The following is a 16964-nucleotide window of genomic DNA, read 5'->3' as shown; positions in this document are numbered from 1 at the left end:
GCTTGTCCAAAGAAAGATAACCAAAGAAAGGACACCCCTAGTACGCCGTCGCTGCGCGACCGGGAGGTCTGGCCGGGCTTTTCGACAGGACGTCCCTGTCCTGTCGAAAAGGACTCGGCATCCCTGCCGAGTCCCCCTTCGGGGCCTTATCGTCCAAACCTCCCTCGGCTCCCGAGGGGCCCCAGAGAGCTGTAGGCTCGCTTCGCCTCGCCTCCAGTTTTCAAGCTCGCGACAATCTGCCCCCTCTCCCCTGGCTCCGCCGGGGGAGAGGGTTGGGGTGAGGGGGCGCTTTGGCGTTGGTGGCGCATGCTGAACTCCACCGTCATCGCCGCCGCCGCACTCGTCTGGCTCGGCCTGCTTTTCGGCGTAGCGCTCATCGGCGAGCGCCGCCCGCATCTTTTCGAAAAACGCTGGGCGATCGTTTACGCACTGTCGCTGGCCATCCACTGCACGTCGTGGACGTTCTACGGCACGGTAACGCAGGCGAGCCGTTCGGGGTGGTGGTTGCCGCCGACGTTTATCGGCGCGATCTTGATGTATCTGCTTGCCGTTACCGTGCTGCGCCGATTGGTGCAGCTGGCGCGCGATTACAACGCGGGCTCATTGGCTGATTTGATCGCGGTGCGCCTCGGCCGTCATTCCGGCCTGGCGGCGATGGTTACCGCGGTGGTGGTGATCGGTATCGTTCCGTATATCGCGCTGCAGCTCAAGGCGGTGGCGATGAGCTACGCGATGCTCAGCCATGGGCAGATCACCGAGTCCGAACCATGGCAGGACAGTGCGCTGTATGTCGCCTTGCTGATGGCGCTGTTCGCGATGCTGTTCGGCACGCGGCGCGCCTCGGCGATGGCGCATAACCGTGGACTCGTGCTGGCGATGGCGTTCGAATCGCTGTTCAAGCTGAGCGCGATGTTGGCCTTGGGTTCGCTGTTGTTTGCGCCGTTGCCTGCCAATCTCGTGCATGCCGCACCACCGCCGCACGACAGTTCGGGCTTTCCTGCGCTGATCCTGCTCGGTGCACTGGCGATGTTTACCTTGCCGCACCAGTTTCATGCTGGCGTGGTGGAGTGTCGCGATGCGTCGCATCTGCGTACGGCACGCTGGCTCTTTCCGCTGTACATGTTGCTTATCTCGTTGCCGATTCTTCCGTTGGCGCGCCTGGGCGATGCGTGGCTGGGCCCAAGCGGCGTGCCTTCGGATCTGTATGTGCTTGCCTTGCCGATGGCGCGCGAACAGCACGGCCTCGCGCTGGTGGCATTTCTTGGCGGCTTGAGTGCGGCGACCAGCATGGTAGTGGTGGCGACGCTTGCGTTGAGTCTGATGATCGTCAATCACTTCATCGCCCCCTTGCGCGTGCGCGCGGGTTGGGGGCGCGACGAGCGCGGCGATCTGCGTGGCGAGGTGATCAACCAGCGTCGCGTGGCGATCCTGGTGGTGATCCTGCTCGCCTGGGGGTATAGCCGCGCACTGGCGCGCAACGATGCCTTAGCCGATATCGGCGCGATCTCGTTTTCCGCCCTGGCAGGTCTCGCGCCTGCGCTATTGGCTGCCGTGTATCGCCCGCAATGGGGGCCGCGTGCTGTCGCTATGGGCTTGGCAGCGGGAACGTTGGCCTGGTTGTATATCCTGCTGCCGGCGATCATGACCGACGCGGTCTGGATGCACACTGGCCCGTTTGGCATCCGTTGGTTGTCGCCGGATGGTTTGCTCGGACTGGACGACTGGAGTCGCCTGGGCCGTGCGGTGGTGTTGAGTCTGGCGGTGAATATCGCCGTGACGATGGTGTTGGCCGGCTCGCGGTTCGGGCAGGTGGTGCGGCCGGTCAGTGTCGGCGATATCGATGTCTCCCAATTGCACGCGCTGGCGGTGCGTTTCCTGCCGACCGAACGGGTCGAGCATCTATTCGATAACGCGCCGGCACATGGTCTGGCCGGTGGCCATCGTGTGGCCTTGGTCGAACACGAACTGGCGGCGGTGATCGGTGCGGCATCCGCGCGACTCTTGTTGGAAGTGGTGCGTCAGCAGCGCGGCGGCGAAATCGACACCGTGGCGGCCATCGTTGGCGAGGCGGCGCAGGATCTGCGTTTCAATCAGCGGGTACTTGAGGCCGCGCTGGAAAACATGAGTCAGGGCATCTGCGTGGTCGATGCCGAGCTGCGCCTGGTGGCGTGGAACCGTCGCTACGCCAGCCTGTTCGATTACCCATCCGAACTGCTACAGGTCGGACGTCCGGTGGCCGAGCTGACGCGCTATAACATCGATCGCGGCATGATCGGCGAGGGCGAGCTTGAAGACCGCGTACAGCGTCGGTTGACGCATATGCGCGCGGGCACGCGGCATCTATCCGAGCGTCGCTTCCCCGACGGCACGGTGGTGGAGATCCGCGGCAACCCGATGCCCGGTGGTGGGTTCGTCGCGACGTTTACCGACGTCACCGCGTTTCGGCAGGCGGAAGATGCCTTGCTGCGTTCGAACGAGACGCTCGAATGGCGTGTGGGCGAGCGCACGCGCGAATTGGCTGCGGCGAGTGCCGAGGCGCAGCGTGCGAACGAAGCGAAGAGCCGTTTTCTTGCGGCGGTCAGCCATGACCTGATGCAACCCTTGCATGCGGCGCAGCTGTTCGCGCACGCCTTGGCAGAGCGTGGCGGTGAAGTCACTACGGTGCGTCATCTCAACGGCGCGTTGGCAGCAACGGAGGGTTTGCTGGCGGGTCTGCTCGATATCGCACGCCTGGAAGCAGGACGGCTGCATCCACAACCACGCGGTTTTGCGTTGGCCGAAGTGCTCGATCCGCTGGCGGCTGAATTTCGGGTGCTTGCCGAAGAACGCGGCATTCGCCTGGATGTCGTCGGTAGCCGGGCCTGGGTGCATACCGATCCGCAATTGCTGCGTCGTGTACTGCAGAATTTTCTGTCCAACGCATTGCGCTATGCCGAACGCGGTCGCGTGCTGCTTGGCGTGCGGCGTCGTGGCGATCGTTTGCGCCTGGAGGTGTGGGATACCGGGCCGGGTATCGCACCGGAAGAGCAGCGCGTGATCTTCGACGAATTCCGTCGCGGCAGTACGGCAGGTGGGCAGGGGCTTGGATTGGGGTTGTCGATTGCGCAGCGCATGGCGGGCTTGTTGGGAACGCCGTTGCATCTGCGCTCGTGGCCGGGACGCGGTAGCGTGTTCGATCTGGAAGTGTTGCGCGTGGCGCCGTCGCTGCAACCTGCAGCCACAACGGTCGTCACGCAGCCTTTGCCCAACGGACGTGCGCTAGTCGTGGATAACGAACCGGCGGCGCTTTCCGCGCTGTCGGCCTTGCTGTCCAGTTGGGGCTGGCAGGTGCATGCGGCGCGTACGATCGAACAGGCGCGCGCCGCGCCGTGGCCTGCCGACCTGCATATCTTCGATTACCACCTCGATGGTGGTTGCACGGGGATCGATGTGTGGCATGCAATGGGCGAGGCGGCGAGCGGTACGCCGACGATCATTCTTACCGCCGATCGTGATGGCGAACTGCGGCAGCGTCTGTTGGAGCGTGGCGTGGGCGTGTTGTACAAGCCGCTCAAGCCGTTGGCGTTGCGGCAGGTGTTGCAGCGGGTGGCAACCGCGCAGCAGGCCTGAAAGTATTCTCGAAAACCAACCCTATCCGTCATTCCGGCGAAGGCCGGAATCCAACCCTCAGCATTGCCGCTTGCCGGAAGTTATCTAACAAGCGACGACTGAGGAATGGATTCCGGCCTTCGCCGGAATGACGATGAGGAGAGTATTTCGCCAGCCCTAAATACGCGCCGGATCATTCAACGTCAGCGACTGCAACAACACCCCCGCCTGCGTGCGATTACGCACGCCGAGCTTCTCGAAGATCGCAGTGACATGCGCCTTGACGGTGCGCTCCTGGATCGACAGCCGATCGGCGATCTGCTTGTTGAGCAAGCCCTCGCCAAGCAGGACCAGTACGCGATATTGCTGTTCGGTCAATCGGGCCAGGCGCGCGGCCAGATCGGTATCGGCCGGGTCCGATGGCAGCGATTCGATCGTCTGCGCCCATGCCGGTGGCAGCCAGCTGCCGCAGTCGAGCACGGTGCGAATGGCCTCGCCGATCTCGGCGGGGCTCGCGCTCTTGGGAATAAAACCCGCCGCGCCATGATTGAGCACACGACGCACGATGCGTGGATCGTCGTGGCCGGACACCACCAACACCGCGACGCCGGGATATTGCCCGCGCAACGCTGCGAGTCCGGAAAGTCCCTGGCTGCCGGGCATATGCAGGTCGAGCAGCACAAGGTCGATGTCGGGCTCCGCACCCAGCACGCTTAGCGCACTATCGAGATCGAATGCTTCGAGCACCTTGCAATCGGGCACGCTTTCGCTCGCTGCCTGGCGCAGCGCAGCACGAAACAACGGATGGTCGTCGGCAATCAGCAAGCGTGTCATGGGCGCCGACGGTAGCCGGATGCGGCGTCGCCGTCGAGTTCGAAACGTCATGCTGGACTTTAGTACGATGGCGCATGCGGATTGGCTTGCTATCGTGCCGGGATGAAAAAACGATCCCGCGCCTGGCTGGTCCTTCTGATCGCAGCGGCCGTGTCCGGCTGCGCGTCATCTCCCCGAACGACGGAGCGTTCCATGAAAGCGGCCGACTTTGTGCGTGGCGATATCAGTGCGACCGATCACCGCAACGGCGACGATCTGCTTAGTGCGGGCCTGGGCCTCAAGGGGCTTGCCGGCGCGCCTGCGCCATTCGCCGATCCGCAACATCCCACGCCGGTCGAACTTCGCCGTCGCGCGATTCAAGCCAGTTGGAAAGGCATTGCCGATCTCGGTCCGTTGGGGGGTTATGGAAGCGTCTATGGCGGCGTGCCCGATGTGCCGGGTCATGAGTACCAGGCCTTCGCATGGATTCCCGGTGCCAGGCAACCGCATCGCGTGTTGCTGCAGGTGCCGGACAACTTCGATACGCAGCGACGCTGCCTCATCGTCACCGCATCGTCCGGGTCGCGTGGCATTTATGGCGCGATCTCGCTGGCCGGCGCCTGGGGACTGCCGCACGGTTGCGCTGTTGCCTATACCGACAAAGGCACCGGCGCAGGTTATTTCGACTATGCCGACGATAGCGGTGTCGCACTCGACGGCACGCGTGCGCAGCGTGGCAGCAAACCGCTGGAATTCGAGCCGCCCGCCATAGCCGGTTCGTCGGCGATCGCCATCAAGCATTTGCACTCCGGCGATAACCCCGAAGCGGATTGGGGACGTCATGTCCTGCAGGCGGCGAAGTTCGGTCTGGCCATGCTCGATCGCGCCTATCCGAACCAGGCGCCGTTCACTGCGCAGAACACGCGCATCATCGCTACGGGCCTCTCCAATGGTGGCGGTGCGGTATTGCAGGCGGCCGGCTTGGACGACGAGCACCTGTTGTCCGGTGTGGTTTCGCTCGAACCGAATATCCACGCCGAAGGGCAGGGCCGGGCGTTGTACGACTACGCGACGGAGGCATCGATCTGGTTGCCTTGCGCGCTGAGCGACGAGCGTTTTGCGCATGTGCCTTTCGCGCGTACGCCGCACGGCGACGTGCCGCCGGCATGGACGGCGCGCTGTGCGAGTCTGCACGCGCAAGGCAAGCTCGCCGGCGACACGCCCGCGAAACAGGCGGCGCAAGCGTACGAGCATTTGCGCGCGGCCGGTTGGGCCGATGGTGCGATGGAAGTTTCCGCCAGCGTGACCGCGTTCGATCTGTGGCGTGCCATTACGGCCGGTTATGCGTCGTCGTATATGCGTAGCGGCGCCGCATCGATGCCATGCGGTTTCAGCTACGCCGCGCTGGGCGCGGATGGAAAGCCGGCAACGGCAAGCGCGGCGGTGCGTGCCGCGTGGTGGTCCGACGGCGCGGGTATTCCGCCTGGCAACGGCATCGGCCTTTTCGGCGGCATGGACGCGCCGAGCGACCCGAGTCTGGCCGGTGCCGATTGCCTGCGTGCGCTTTGGGAGGGTCAAAGCGCCGATGCGAAAACCTTGCACGCTTCCGTGGCTGCGACGGCAGGGCGTTTGCCACGTGCCGATTTGCCGATATGGATCGTGCATGGTGCGGACGACGGCCTGCTGCCGACCGCTTTCAGCTCCGAGCCCTATGTCGACTGGTTGCGTGCGCAAGGGCGCCGACCCTTGTATTGGAAGGTGCCGCACGCGCAGCACTTCGACGCCTTTCTTGCGCTGCCGGGCTTCGGCGAACGGCATTTGCCCCTGATGCCCTACGGCTACTGGGCGCTGGATCGCCTTTGGTCGCACCTGTTCGAGGCGGCCGCCTGGCCGACGGACGCGCCCACGCCGCAGGGCAAGCCGCGCGGCAAGGCTGCGCTGGAGCGCGAGGCATTGGGGTTGCCTTGAGGTGATAGGGCACGAGCCCCTGGCTGGGGTATCCTTGTCGGTCTAAAGCCGTCCCCAGAAGACGGCCCCACCCACATCAGGAAGCCTCGATGACCATTAACGTTACCCTCGATACCAACCGCGGCCCGATCCATCTGCGTCTGCATGACGACAAGACCCCCGTCACCGTTGCCAGCTTCGTCAATCTGGCGCGCCGTGGCTATTACGACGGCCTGTCGTTTCATCGCGTGATCGCCGATTTCATGATCCAGGGCGGCTGCCCGGAAGGTAGCGGCCGTGGCGGCCCGGGGTATCGTTTCGAGGACGAATTCGACGCCTCGCTGCGTCACGACAAGCCGGGCATCCTGTCAATGGCCAATGCCGGCCCGCGTACCAATGGCAGCCAGTTCTTCATCACCCATGGCGCCACCCCGTGGCTGGACGGCAAGCACAGCGTGTTCGGCGAAATCCTCGGCGCCGACGACCAGAAGGTGATCGATGCCATCCGCCAGGGCGACACGATCGAGAAAGTGACCGTGGAAGGCGACGTCGACGCATTGCTCGCCGCGCAGGCCGATCGCGTGAAGGAATGGAACGCGGTGCTCGACGAGCGCGCCTGATCGCATCGTCAGTAATACCCAAAGCCGCCTGGGTAACCCGGCGGCTTTTTCACGCCTTCGTCACCACAGTGAAGGACACGTGGGTTTACTATCGCCAAGCTACAACGGACCCTCTTTCTGCGTCAGGAGAACGGCTATGTCATTGCTCAACGATTTGCTCGGTGGCGGTCAAGGAAACGAGGCAGGGGGCGGCTCGCTGGTCTCCATGGCCGGCGAACTGATCAACAAGGCCGGTGGCCTGCAGGGTCTGATCGGCATGCTTCAACAGCATGGCCTGGGCGATGCGGTGCAGTCCTGGGTCGGCACCGGCAGCAATCAGCAGGTATCAGGCGCCGAGCTCGGTCAGGCGCTGAACAACGGTGGCCTCGGTGCCACGGTCGAAGGGATGGCAGCCAAGCTGGGCGTGGATCCGGGCCAACTGCTGGGCCAGCTTTCGCAGGTGTTGCCGCATGCTGTCGACCACCTGACGCCCGATGGCCAGGTGCCGCAGGGCCAGCCGGCGGGTGGTGGTTTCGATCTGGGCGCCTTGGCCGGCCTGGCCGGCAAGCTGATGGGCAACCGCGCCTGATACAGGCTTTTGCCGACGACACTGGCGGGGCGAGCGCCTCGCCAGTGCCGAACGGTTGGAGATCGATCTTCAGGTAGCGCTGCGGCGCTTGAACATGCCGTAGATCACCAGCAGGATCACCGCGCCGACGATCGAGCCGATAAAATGCACCAGGCCGGTTTCTCCCCAAAGTCCTAATTTTTCGCCCACGAACGTGGAAATGATCGAACCGGCGATACCGAGCAGGACGGTGATGATGAAGCCGCCAGGATCCTTGCCCGGCGTAAACGCCTTGGCCAGCAGGCCAACGACCAAGCCGACGATGATTACCCAAAGCCAATGCATATCCGTGTCCTTCTAAGCGGGTTGATTGGGATCCCCTTGAGACTGCTCTGCGCCACGCATCCCGCGGGCGGGCCGCCAGTGCCCTGAACAGGCCGGTTGGCGGCGACGCCATGATGTCATGGCCGCAGGCGCTCTGCAGCTTCCCAATGTCCTGCGTTACAGCCGCCGTGGCCGCGCGAAGATGGCGTTGTAGATCAGCAGCAATATGACGGCGCCGCCGACCGAACCGGCGAAGTGCTTCCAGCCGGTCAGGGGCAGCAGGCCCCAGCGTTCGCTCACATAGGTGGCGATCAGCGACCCGGCGATGCCGAGCAGGGCGGTGACGATGATGCCGCCGCTATCGGGGCCTGGTACCAGCAGCTTGGCCAGGACACCGATGATCAAGCCGATAATGAAAACGATGATCCAATGCATCATGGTTCATTTCCTTACGGGTTGGGGGACCTTGCCCGGATTGGCGGGCGCATGGTGTCACGGCCAACCTTAATTCCAGCCGATGGCCAGGTGGCAGGGGCGATGCGGCAGCGCCGCATGCTAAAATCATCGAGTTTGCTGCTCCCCATTTCCCCAGAGGAAGCCATGCCCCAGCTTGCCCAGCGTGTCGGCCGTGCCCAGCCCAGTGCGATCATGGTGATCGCCGAAAAGGCGAAACAGCTGAAGATGGCCGGTCGCGACATCATCAGCTTTTCGATCGGCGTTCCGAACTTTCTGCCCGGCGAGCACGTTTATGCCGCCGCCCGCGAGGCGCTTGCGCATGACAGCGGGCAGTACGGCAGCAACCGCGGTGCCGAAAGCCTGCTCGACGCGTTCCTGAAACACATCGAAGCGCTGGGTTTTCACGGCTATGGCCGGCAAAATCTTTCGATCGGCATCGGTGCCAAGCAGGTGCTGTACAACCTGGCCGAAGCACTGATGAACGAAGGCGACGAAATCTGCTTCGCCGCGCCTTACTGGACGACGTATCACGATATCGCGCAGATCGTCGGCGCGAAGATCAACGTGCTGCATTGCGGCCCGGAGCAGAACTACAAGCTCACCGTCGAACAGCTCGACGCGGCGCTGGCACGCAAGCCGAAAGTGTTCCTGTTCAACAACCCGTCCAATCCCACCGGCATGGTCTATATGCGCGAGGAAATCGCTGCGCTGGCCGAGGTGTTGGCGAAGTATCCCGATACCTGGATCGTCACCGACGATATCTACAACTCGATGGTGTTCGACGGCATCGGCTATCACAACTTCGTGTTCGCCAAGCCGGAATTGCGCGAACGCCTGATCTTCGTCGATTCGATCTCCAAGACCTATGGCATGCCCGGTTGGCGCGTCGGCATGATCGCGGCGCCCGAATCGGTGGCGCGCGCGGTGACGACGCTCAATTCGAATCACATCACCAGCGTGCCGGAAGTGATCACCGCTGCCGCGGTGGCTGCGTTCTCCGGTCCGCAGGATATCCCGCAGCAGAAGTGCGCCGAGTTCGCGCTCAAGCGTGACATCGTCGTCAATGCGCTGCGCGCGATTCCCGGTGTGGTGTGTCCGCGTCCGCAAGGTGCGTTCTACGCGTTCCCGGATATCTCGGTAGCGTTCGGCAAGCGCCACAATGGCACGCTGATCGAAAACGACGTGCAGTTCTGCGCCGCATTGCTCGAAGCCAAGGGCGTGGCCTGCGTGCCGGGATCCGCGTTCGGCGAGCCGCGCGCGCTGCGTATTTCCTACACCTGTCCCACCGCTCAGCTTGAGCCCGGCCTTGTGCGTATCGCCGAGTTTTTTGCCGAGTTGATCTGATCCACGACCAGGCCCGCGTCGCGAAGAATGCGGGCTTTGTTTTAAGCAAAGTACCCTTAGGAGTTGCCACGATGAAAGCCCCCGTCCGAGTTGCCGTCACCGGTGCCGCTGGCCAGATCGGTTACGCCCTGTTGTTCCGCATCGCCGCCGGCGACATGCTCGGTAAAGACCAGCCGGTGATCCTGCACCTGCTGGAAATCACGCCGGCGCTGCCCGCCCTGCAGGGCGTGGTGATGGAACTCAACGACTGCGCGTTCCCGACGTTGGCTGGCATCGTCGCCACCGACGACGTCAACGTCGCTTTCAAGGACGTCGACTACGCCCTGCTGGTCGGCGCGCGTCCGCGCGGCCCGGGCATGGAGCGCAAGGATCTGCTCGAAGCCAACGGCGCCATCTTCGGCCCGCAGGGCAAGGCGCTGAACGATCACGCCAAGCGCGACGTGCGCGTGCTGGTCGTGGGCAACCCGGCCAACACAAATGCGCTGATCGCCCAGCAGAACGCTCCGGACCTGGATCCGAAGTGCTTCACGGCGATGGTCCGCCTCGACCACAACCGCGCACTGTCGCAACTGGCCGAGAAGACCGGTGCGCACACCACCGACCTCAAGAAGGTCACCATCTGGGGCAACCACAGCTCCACCCAGTACCCGGACCTGCACCAGACCACGGTCAAGGGCAAGGCTGCGCTCGAGCTGGTCGACCAGGCCTGGTACGAAAGCGACTTCATCCCGACCGTGCAGCAGCGCGGTGCAGCGATCATCAAGGCACGTGGCCAGTCGTCGGCCGCCTCGGCTGCGTCGGCGGCGATCGACCATATGCACGATTGGGCACACGGCACGCAGGATGGTGACTGGGTCTCGATGGGTATCCCGTCGGATGGTTCGTACGGCATCGAGCCGGGCGTGATCTACGGCTACCCGGTGACGATCAAGAACGGCAAGTACGAAATCGTGCAGGGCCTGTCGGTGAACGACTTCTCGCGCGCCCGCATGGACGCCACCAACAAGGAACTGCGCGAAGAGCGCGCCGCTGTCGAGCATCTGTTTGCCAAGAAGTAATCGGGTTTGCGGTTAGCGTGATATCTCATGGCCGCCGCGAGGCGGCCATGATGTTTTTGGGATACAGCGAGACGCCAACCAACTCGTCATTCCGGCGAAGGCCGGAATCCAGTGGCGGTCACATAGGGTTTTCGCGACGCACTGAGGCGACAACCCTGCGCAATGCCACTGGATTCCGGCCTGCGCCGGAATGACGAGTGGGGGGTGCGTAGATTCCACAGTGTCCTTCTGCTCTGATACGCACATGACCGAATCGATCACCCTCGTCGTTGCCGACGATCATCCGATGTTCCGCGCTGCGGTGTCGCAGGCGTTGCGCAGCGTGGTCGAGGGTGCGCGCGTGGTCGAAGCGGCCAGTCAGAGTTCGCTGGAAACTGTTTTGGCGGCCGAAACCACGGTCGATCTGGTGCTGCTCGATCTGACCATGCCTGGCGCGATGGGCTTTTCTTCGCTGATTTGGTTGCGTGGTGAATATCCCGATTTGCCGGTGATCGTGATTTCGTCCAACGATCATCCGCGTACGGTACGACGCGCACAGCAATTCGGTGCCGCAGGTTTTGTCTCCAAGGCGGCGCCCGCTGATGTGCTGGGGCAGGCGGTCGCCGAAGTGCTGGCGGGCGGCCACTGGTTTGACGCGGCGCGGGCCGAGCGCAGCGAACAGGATGCGGCACTGGCCGCGCGGTTGGCGCAGCTGACGCCGCAGCAGTTTCGTGTGCTGATGCTGATTGCCGATGGGTTGCTCAACAAGCAGATCGCGGCGTCCATGGGGTTGGCGGAGAACACGGTGAAGATTCATGTCACCGCCGTGTTGTCGAAGCTCGAGTGTCGGTCGCGTACGCAGGCGGCGGTGTTGGTGAAGTCGCTTGATGTGGATGATGCTGGGGAATGACTAAAGCTCCCCCTCACCCCAGCCCTCTCCCCCGGCAAAGCCAGGGGAGAGGGAGCTGACTGAGGCAAGTATCAACTTCACGTGCTCTTGCTCCCTCTCCCCTGGCTTTGCCGGGGGAGAGGGTTGGGGTGAGGGGGCACAAGAGGCGATGCGAAGCGAGCCTGCAGCTCTCAGGAATTCAGCGAAGCCGCCAACAACAATCGACTCATCAACGCACGCAAGCGCGATGGCGCCACGGGCTTGGCCATGAAATGCAGGCCAGCCTCGGCGATGCGCACACGCGTATCGTCATCACGCAGCGCAGTTACAACAATAACGGGCGGTTCGCACTGCCATAGCTGGCGCAGCTCCGGCAGCAATGCCGGACCGATCTGATCGCCCAGCTGATAATCGAGAAGCACCAGGTCGGGGGCATCGCCACGCTCGGCCAATGCACGCGCTTCGATCGCATCGCCTGCCAGCGAAACAACACAGCCCCAACTACGCAATAGCATCGCGGTAGCTTCGCGCGCTTGCCGATCATCGTCGATACACCAGATATGCCTGCCGACGAGGGGCGAATCATCGTTTTCCTGGAGGATCACGATCGGCTCGGCCTTCTGCGCTGCCAGCGGCACCGTCACTGAAAACACACTGCCATGCCCCGGCCAGGAGCGCAGCTGCACGGGATGCTCCAGCAGGCTGGCGATGCGTTCGACAATCGACAGGCCCAGCCCCGCGCTACGCTCATCGCCGTCCATGCCGCTATCGAGCCGACGAAACTCTTCAAAAATAGTCTGCCGCTTGTTTTCAGCGATACCGATGCCGGTATCCCAGACTTCGATACGTATGGCATCGCCTTGCCGCCGGCAGCCCAGCAGGATGCGCCCTTGCGGCGTGTAGTGCACCGCATTGGAGAGAAAATTCTGCAGGACGCGGCGCAATAGCAGGGCGTCCGTGCGGACCCATGCCTTGGTATCGATCAGACGCAACGACAACGAGCGTGCCTGCGCCACGATACCGAATTGACGTGCCAGGCTCTGCAGCAGCGGCGACAAGGCAAACGCGGCGATCGTCGGCTTGAGTGCGCCCGCTTCCAGGCGCGAGATATCCAGCATGCTGGTGAGCAGGCCGTCCTGCGCATGCAACGCCTGCTCGACGCGATCGAGCAGGTCACGTTCGGCCGCATCTTGTAGGCGTTGATGCAAGGCACCGGCAAAGAGCCTGGCCGCATTCAAGGGTTGCAGCAGGTCATGTACCGCCGCCGCGACGAAGCGTGTCTTGTAGCGATTGGCACGTTCGGCCTCGGCCTTGGCCGCGCGCAGATCATGCGTGCTTTCTTCGATGCGTTTTTCCAGCGTCGCTGTGAGCGTGCGCAGATCGCGTGCGGCACTCTTGTAGGCAGTGATATCCGCATAGCTGGTAACAAAGCCGCCATCGGGCAGGGGATTGCCGCGAATTTCCAGCACGCTGCCATCGGGATATTCACGCTCGTACATATGCGGGCCGCCGCTGCGCAGGTAATCGAGGCGTCGTTGAATCGCGTCTTCGATATTGCCCGGTCCCAGCAAACCGCGCCGTGCGTTGTAGCGGAACAGGTCCTCGATCGGACGACCGGCCTGCAGCAGCTCCGGCGGAAAGCCGAAGATCTGCGCATAGCGTTTGTTCCAGGCCAGCAGGCGCAGATCGGCGTCGACGACACTCACGCCCTGCGGCAGATGCTCCAGGCTGCTGTGCTGGCCCTGGGCGGCCTGGTGCGCGGCATCGACCAGGCTGTCTTCGGCCGAGCGCAACGCGGTGGTGTAGTGCGTGACCATGCGCTCCAGCTCGTCGCGGCTCTGCTGGCGAAGGCGGGCAAGCCGCAGACGCTGTTGCAGAAACAGCCCAAGCAGGACCAACGGCAGCCAACCGCCTAGGGTCACCAGCATGGCGTTGCGGCGCGCCGTCAGCACCGGCTGCATGCTGCTCAACGAATGCAGGGTCCAGTTTTGCGCGGGCAACGGCAAGGAGCGCCAGAGCAGGGGATGCGTTATGGGCGGATCGTCGAGTGTCACTTCCTCGCTGCCGTCGGCCAGAGTTTGCGCAACGCGGAAACGTACGGGAGAGAGATCCTGATTACCGTATTGCCGTGTCGACGCGAGTCGCGCGATCGTCGCCTGATCGAGCGGATGCAGCGCGCGATAGGCCAGCCTGGGTCGATTGGTGAGGAACACCACGCCATGGGCGTCGCTCAGAAGCAGGGCATCGTCGCTGCGCGCCCACTCGCTTTCCAGCGCGTCGAGCGTGATTTTCACGACGATCACGCCGATTCTTGCGCCATGTTCGTCGTGCAGGGCGCGAGCAATGAAATAGCCGGCGACATTGGTCGACACGCCGACGGCGTAGAACGTGCCCTGGTCCTGCGCCATGGCGAGCTGGAAATAAGGCCGAAAAGCGTAATCGAGCCCCACGTTACTGGAGGGCTCGCGCCAGTTGTTGGCGGCGACCGCCACGCCATGGCGGTCAATCAGGGTCAGGGTCGAGGTATGCGTTGCGCCGTTGGCCTGCTCCAGCTTGCGGTCCAGCGCCTCGGAATCGATATTGGCGGAAGGGCCGGAAAGCGCCTGGCGCAGCTCCGGGTCCAAGGCCAATACGTCCGGCAGCACACGGTAGCGGTCCACCAGCCGTTGCAGGGCCTGTGCGCGTAGCTGCAGTTGTTCGTCCGCTTGCAGAGACAGCTCGTCCAGCGCCCGATGGTAGGCCCACCAGTCGGCAAGGCCCACGCTGGCGACGACCGCGATCAGCAGCAGGCTCAGCTGAACCAGACGCAGGCGGCGGCGATCGCGGATCATCGTAAAAACCTGGGCTCCATGGGCATCCGGCGGCCGGCCGGGCAGGGCTATGCTCGCACAACGCCCTGCCGACTAACCCTAATGTGTTATTCGGAATGACGCCCCGCTGAGCTACAAAGCCTGCCAGCATCCAGGCCCGTCGCATGTCGCGCGGGTCGCGGCCATGCGAGGGTAGTCATGCAGATTCCGACCAGCGCGCCCAGTCTTACGGAGCGCCGTCCGTTCTATCGCCACCTCTACGTGCAGGTACTGGCCGCGATCGCGCTCGGTGCCTTGCTCGGTCATTTCATGCCCGACCTGGGCAAGAACCTCAAGCCGCTGGGCGATGCGTTCATTCGTCTGGTCAGCATGGTGATCGCCCCGGTGATCTTTCTCACCGTGGTCAACGGCATCGCGGGGATGACCCATGTCGGTGCGGTCGGCCGCGTGGTGCTGAAGGCGATGGTGTATTTCCTGTTCTTCTCCACCCTAGCGCTGATTCTCGGCTTGGTGGTGGCGCATCTGGTGCATCCGGGCGCGGGTCTGAAGGTCGATCCGGCCAGCCTCAATACGGCCGAAGTGAAGAACTACGCCAGCCATGTCGGCGACATGTCGGTGACGGGTTTCCTGATGGAGATCATTCCGCACACGGTGATGGGTGCTTTCGTTTCAGGCAACGTCCTGCAGGTGCTGTTCTTCGCCGTGTTGTTCGGCATCGCGCTGGCCACCTGCGGTGAGCGTGCGCGTCCGGTGACGGCGTTCTTCGAAGCGCTGACGGCGCCGGTATTCAAGCTGGTGCATATCGTGATGAAGGCCGCGCCGATCGGCGCGTTCGGCGCGATTGCCTTCACCATCGGCCGTTATGGCATTGGCTCCCTGGTCGACTTGGCGTGGCTGGTGCTTACCTTCTATGGCACCTCGCTGTTCTTCGTGCTGGTGGTGCTGGGCGCGGTGGCGCGAATGGCCGGCTTCTCGATTTTCGCGCTGATCCGTTACCTGAAAGACGAACTGCTGTTGGTGCTCGGCACATCGTCTTCCGAGGCGGCGATGCCTTCGTTGATGGAGAAGCTGGAACGTGCCGGTTGCGGCAAGTCGGTGGTGGGCCTGGTGGTGCCGACGGGTTATTCGTTCAACCTCGACGGTACCAATATCTACATGACGCTGGCGGTGATGTTTATCGCGCAGGCCACCCATATCGAGCTTTCGCTCAGCGAGCAGCTCACGGTGCTCGCCGTGGCGATGCTCAGCTCCAAGGGCGCGGCCGGTGTCACCGGCGCGGGCTTTATTACCCTGGCCGCGACGCTGGCGATGGTGCCATCGGTACCGGTGGCCGGCATGGCGCTGATTCTGGGTGTCGACCGCTTTATGAGCGAGTGCCGTTCGCTCACCAATTTTATCGGCAATGCGGTAGCGACCGTGGTGGTCGCGCGCTGGGAAGGCGCGTTCGACAACACGCGCTGGCAGCAAACTTTGAGTGGCGATGTCAGGGCCGACATCGATGACCGCGACACGGCTGTCCTCGTCCATACCGGAGATCGTTCATGAAGTTCCTACGCGCAGTAGCGGTCGTGCTTGCGACCGGACTGGCTTGCAGCACCACGGCATTCGCACAGCAGGCTGCGGCCGGCGTGTCGATGCAGTCGCTGGATCTATGGCCGGGGCAGCCACCCGGCGACAGTCGCGCACACGGTCCCGAACGCGTCGGCCAGACCGGCACGGGCGTTGGCGCGGTGTCCAATGTGTCGCGGCCACGCATCGAGATTTATCGTCCGCAGCATCCGAACGGAACGGCGATACTGCTTATCGGCGGCGGTGGCTATTTCCGCATCGGCATCGGTCACGAGGTGATGCCGACCGCACAGTGGCTGGCCGCGATCGGCGTGACGCCGGTGGTGCTCTACTACCGGTTGCCGGCCGATGGCTGGAAGCCGGTGGCGCCGTTTCAGGACGCGCAGCGTGCGATGCGCGTGCTGCGTGCACATGCAGGCGAATATGGGGTCGATCCGAAACATATCGGCGTTGTCGGTTTCTCCGCCGGCGGCAATCTCGCGGGTATTACGGCGACGCGGTTTGCCGATACGTTTTATACCCCGGTCGATGCTGCCGACCAGCAGTCGTCGCGGCCCGATTTCGCCGGCCTGATCTATCCGGTGATTTCGCTCAAGAGCCCTTACGACACGACACGCTCGTTCCGTGAGCTCTCAGTGCAGCCTGACGCCGTACAGGCTTACTCGGTCGAACTGCATGTGATGCATGACACGCCGCCGACCTTCCTGGCGCAGGCCCAGGATGATCCGATCGCCAACATCGGCAACAGTCTGGTGATGTTCGATGCCTTGCGCACGCAGAACGTGCCGTCGGAACTGCATGTGTTCGAGAACGGTGGACATGGCTGGGGCCTGGGTACGCCCGGCACGCTGGTAGCGGCATGGCCGCGGCTGTTTGCCGACTGGATCCGCTCGCACGGTTGGTTGCCATCCAACGGCGAGCCCGCGGTGGTCGCACCCAACAAGCCGAAACCGGCCAAGCGGGCCTTGCCCGAAGGCGACGACTGAGTCCCACGCATTGCGCACTTTTCTTTAGGGGTTG

The 16964-nt window shown here is 63.5% G+C and carries 13 protein-coding genes; 9 read left to right on the top strand and 4 right to left on the bottom strand.

What is annotated here, in order from left to right:
- Positions 1 to 306 precede the first annotated feature (306 nt).
- On the top strand, positions 307 to 3609 hold the full coding sequence (locus ACZ6WW_RS00680; protein WP_465272547.1) for a PAS-domain containing protein: 3303 nt from the start codon (positions 307 to 309) through the stop codon (positions 3607 to 3609).
- A 156-nt stretch (positions 3610 to 3765) separates the two neighbouring features.
- On the opposite strand, the gene ACZ6WW_RS00675 is transcribed toward ACZ6WW_RS00680, so the two are convergent.
- The gene (locus ACZ6WW_RS00675) at positions 3766 to 4422 is read right to left on the bottom strand and encodes a response regulator transcription factor (RefSeq protein WP_465272546.1); all 657 of its coding nucleotides are present in this window, start codon (positions 4420 to 4422) and stop codon (positions 3766 to 3768) included.
- A 192-nt stretch (positions 4423 to 4614) separates the two neighbouring features.
- Here ACZ6WW_RS00675 and ACZ6WW_RS00670 point away from each other — a divergent pair, with 192 nt between their 5' ends.
- The 3 genes from ACZ6WW_RS00670 to ACZ6WW_RS00660 all read left to right on the top strand — a co-directional run bounded on the left by ACZ6WW_RS00670 (position 4615) and on the right by ACZ6WW_RS00660 (position 7536).
- Complete coding sequence (locus ACZ6WW_RS00670) at positions 4615 to 6369, top strand: 3-hydroxybutyrate oligomer hydrolase family protein (RefSeq protein ID WP_465272545.1); 1755 nt, start codon at positions 4615 to 4617, stop codon at positions 6367 to 6369.
- An 89-nt stretch (positions 6370 to 6458) separates the two neighbouring features.
- A complete protein-coding gene (locus ACZ6WW_RS00665) occupies positions 6459 to 6968 on the top strand; it encodes a peptidylprolyl isomerase (protein WP_465272544.1) in 510 nt (169 codons plus the stop codon).
- Between the two features lie 136 nt (positions 6969 to 7104).
- Positions 7105 to 7536 carry a YidB family protein gene (locus ACZ6WW_RS00660; RefSeq protein ID WP_281852559.1) on the top strand — a complete coding sequence of 144 codons (432 nt, stop codon included), beginning with the start codon at positions 7105 to 7107 and terminating at the stop codon, positions 7534 to 7536.
- A 69-nt stretch (positions 7537 to 7605) separates the two neighbouring features.
- Here ACZ6WW_RS00660 and ACZ6WW_RS00655 read toward each other — a convergent pair whose 3' ends face one another.
- On the bottom strand, positions 7606 to 7860 hold the full coding sequence (locus ACZ6WW_RS00655; RefSeq protein ID WP_281852560.1) for a GlsB/YeaQ/YmgE family stress response membrane protein: 255 nt from the start codon (positions 7858 to 7860) through the stop codon (positions 7606 to 7608).
- 156 nt (positions 7861 to 8016) lie between these two features.
- Positions 8017 to 8277: a GlsB/YeaQ/YmgE family stress response membrane protein gene (locus tag ACZ6WW_RS00650; RefSeq protein ID WP_465272543.1), complete on the bottom strand. Its 261-nt coding sequence runs from the start codon at positions 8275 to 8277 to the stop codon at positions 8017 to 8019.
- 162 nt (positions 8278 to 8439) lie between these two features.
- Here ACZ6WW_RS00650 and ACZ6WW_RS00645 point away from each other — a divergent pair, with 162 nt between their 5' ends.
- The 3 genes from ACZ6WW_RS00645 (at position 8440) to ACZ6WW_RS00635 (ending at position 11586) form a co-directional block, all read left to right on the top strand.
- Positions 8440 to 9639 carry a pyridoxal phosphate-dependent aminotransferase gene (locus ACZ6WW_RS00645; protein WP_465272542.1) on the top strand — a complete coding sequence of 400 codons (1200 nt, stop codon included), beginning with the start codon at positions 8440 to 8442 and terminating at the stop codon, positions 9637 to 9639.
- A 71-nt stretch (positions 9640 to 9710) separates the two neighbouring features.
- Complete coding sequence (locus ACZ6WW_RS00640) at positions 9711 to 10697, top strand: malate dehydrogenase (protein ID WP_465272541.1); 987 nt, start codon at positions 9711 to 9713, stop codon at positions 10695 to 10697.
- A gap of 244 nt (positions 10698 to 10941) precedes the next feature.
- Entirely contained in the window at positions 10942 to 11586 is a 645-nt protein-coding gene (locus tag ACZ6WW_RS00635; RefSeq protein ID WP_465272540.1) for a response regulator, read from the top strand.
- 170 nt (positions 11587 to 11756) lie between these two features.
- Here the strand turns inward: ACZ6WW_RS00635 and ACZ6WW_RS00630 are convergent, their stop codons facing one another.
- Positions 11757 to 14396, bottom strand: coding sequence for a hybrid sensor histidine kinase/response regulator (locus tag ACZ6WW_RS00630; RefSeq protein WP_465272539.1), 2640 nt, complete (start codon positions 14394 to 14396; stop codon positions 11757 to 11759).
- 177 nt (positions 14397 to 14573) lie between these two features.
- Here ACZ6WW_RS00630 and ACZ6WW_RS00625 point away from each other — a divergent pair, with 177 nt between their 5' ends.
- On the top strand, positions 14574 to 15920 hold the full coding sequence (locus tag ACZ6WW_RS00625) for a dicarboxylate/amino acid:cation symporter (RefSeq protein WP_465272538.1): 1347 nt from the start codon (positions 14574 to 14576) through the stop codon (positions 15918 to 15920).
- A complete protein-coding gene (locus tag ACZ6WW_RS00620) occupies positions 15917 to 16930 on the top strand; it encodes an alpha/beta hydrolase (protein ID WP_465272537.1) in 1014 nt (337 codons plus the stop codon). Before ACZ6WW_RS00625 ends, ACZ6WW_RS00620 begins: the two co-directional genes overlap by 4 nt.
- Positions 16931 to 16964 lie beyond the last annotated feature (34 nt).

The sequence above is a fragment of the Dyella sp. NPDC103356 genome, assembly GCF_055584465.1.
This window is presented reverse-complemented; position numbering and strand designations above follow the sequence as displayed.

Excerpts from the sequence above, each read along its gene's own strand:
- ACZ6WW_RS00620 (WP_465272537.1), top strand. The coding sequence starts at position 15,917 with ATGAAGTTCCTACGCGCAGTAGCGGTCGTGCTTGCGACCGGACTGGCT.
- ACZ6WW_RS00630 (WP_465272539.1), bottom strand. The coding sequence starts at position 14,396 with ATGATCCGCGATCGCCGCCGCCTGCGTCTGGTTCAGCTGAGCCTGCTG.
- ACZ6WW_RS00650 (WP_465272543.1), bottom strand. The coding sequence starts at position 8,277 with ATGATGCATTGGATCATCGTTTTCATTATCGGCTTGATCATCGGTGTC.
- ACZ6WW_RS00640 (WP_465272541.1), top strand. The coding sequence starts at position 9,711 with ATGAAAGCCCCCGTCCGAGTTGCCGTCACCGGTGCCGCTGGCCAGATC.
- ACZ6WW_RS00655 (WP_281852560.1), bottom strand. The coding sequence starts at position 7,860 with ATGCATTGGCTTTGGGTAATCATCGTCGGCTTGGTCGTTGGCCTGCTG.
- ACZ6WW_RS00660 (WP_281852559.1), top strand. The coding sequence starts at position 7,105 with ATGTCATTGCTCAACGATTTGCTCGGTGGCGGTCAAGGAAACGAGGCA.
- ACZ6WW_RS00675 (WP_465272546.1), bottom strand. The coding sequence starts at position 4,422 with ATGACACGCTTGCTGATTGCCGACGACCATCCGTTGTTTCGTGCTGCG.
- ACZ6WW_RS00625 (WP_465272538.1), top strand. The coding sequence starts at position 14,574 with ATGCAGATTCCGACCAGCGCGCCCAGTCTTACGGAGCGCCGTCCGTTC.
- ACZ6WW_RS00665 (WP_465272544.1), top strand. The coding sequence starts at position 6,459 with ATGACCATTAACGTTACCCTCGATACCAACCGCGGCCCGATCCATCTG.
- ACZ6WW_RS00670 (WP_465272545.1), top strand. The coding sequence starts at position 4,615 with ATGAAAGCGGCCGACTTTGTGCGTGGCGATATCAGTGCGACCGATCAC.
- ACZ6WW_RS00680 (WP_465272547.1), top strand. The coding sequence starts at position 307 with ATGCTGAACTCCACCGTCATCGCCGCCGCCGCACTCGTCTGGCTCGGC.
- ACZ6WW_RS00635 (WP_465272540.1), top strand. The coding sequence starts at position 10,942 with ATGACCGAATCGATCACCCTCGTCGTTGCCGACGATCATCCGATGTTC.
- ACZ6WW_RS00645 (WP_465272542.1), top strand. The coding sequence starts at position 8,440 with ATGCCCCAGCTTGCCCAGCGTGTCGGCCGTGCCCAGCCCAGTGCGATC.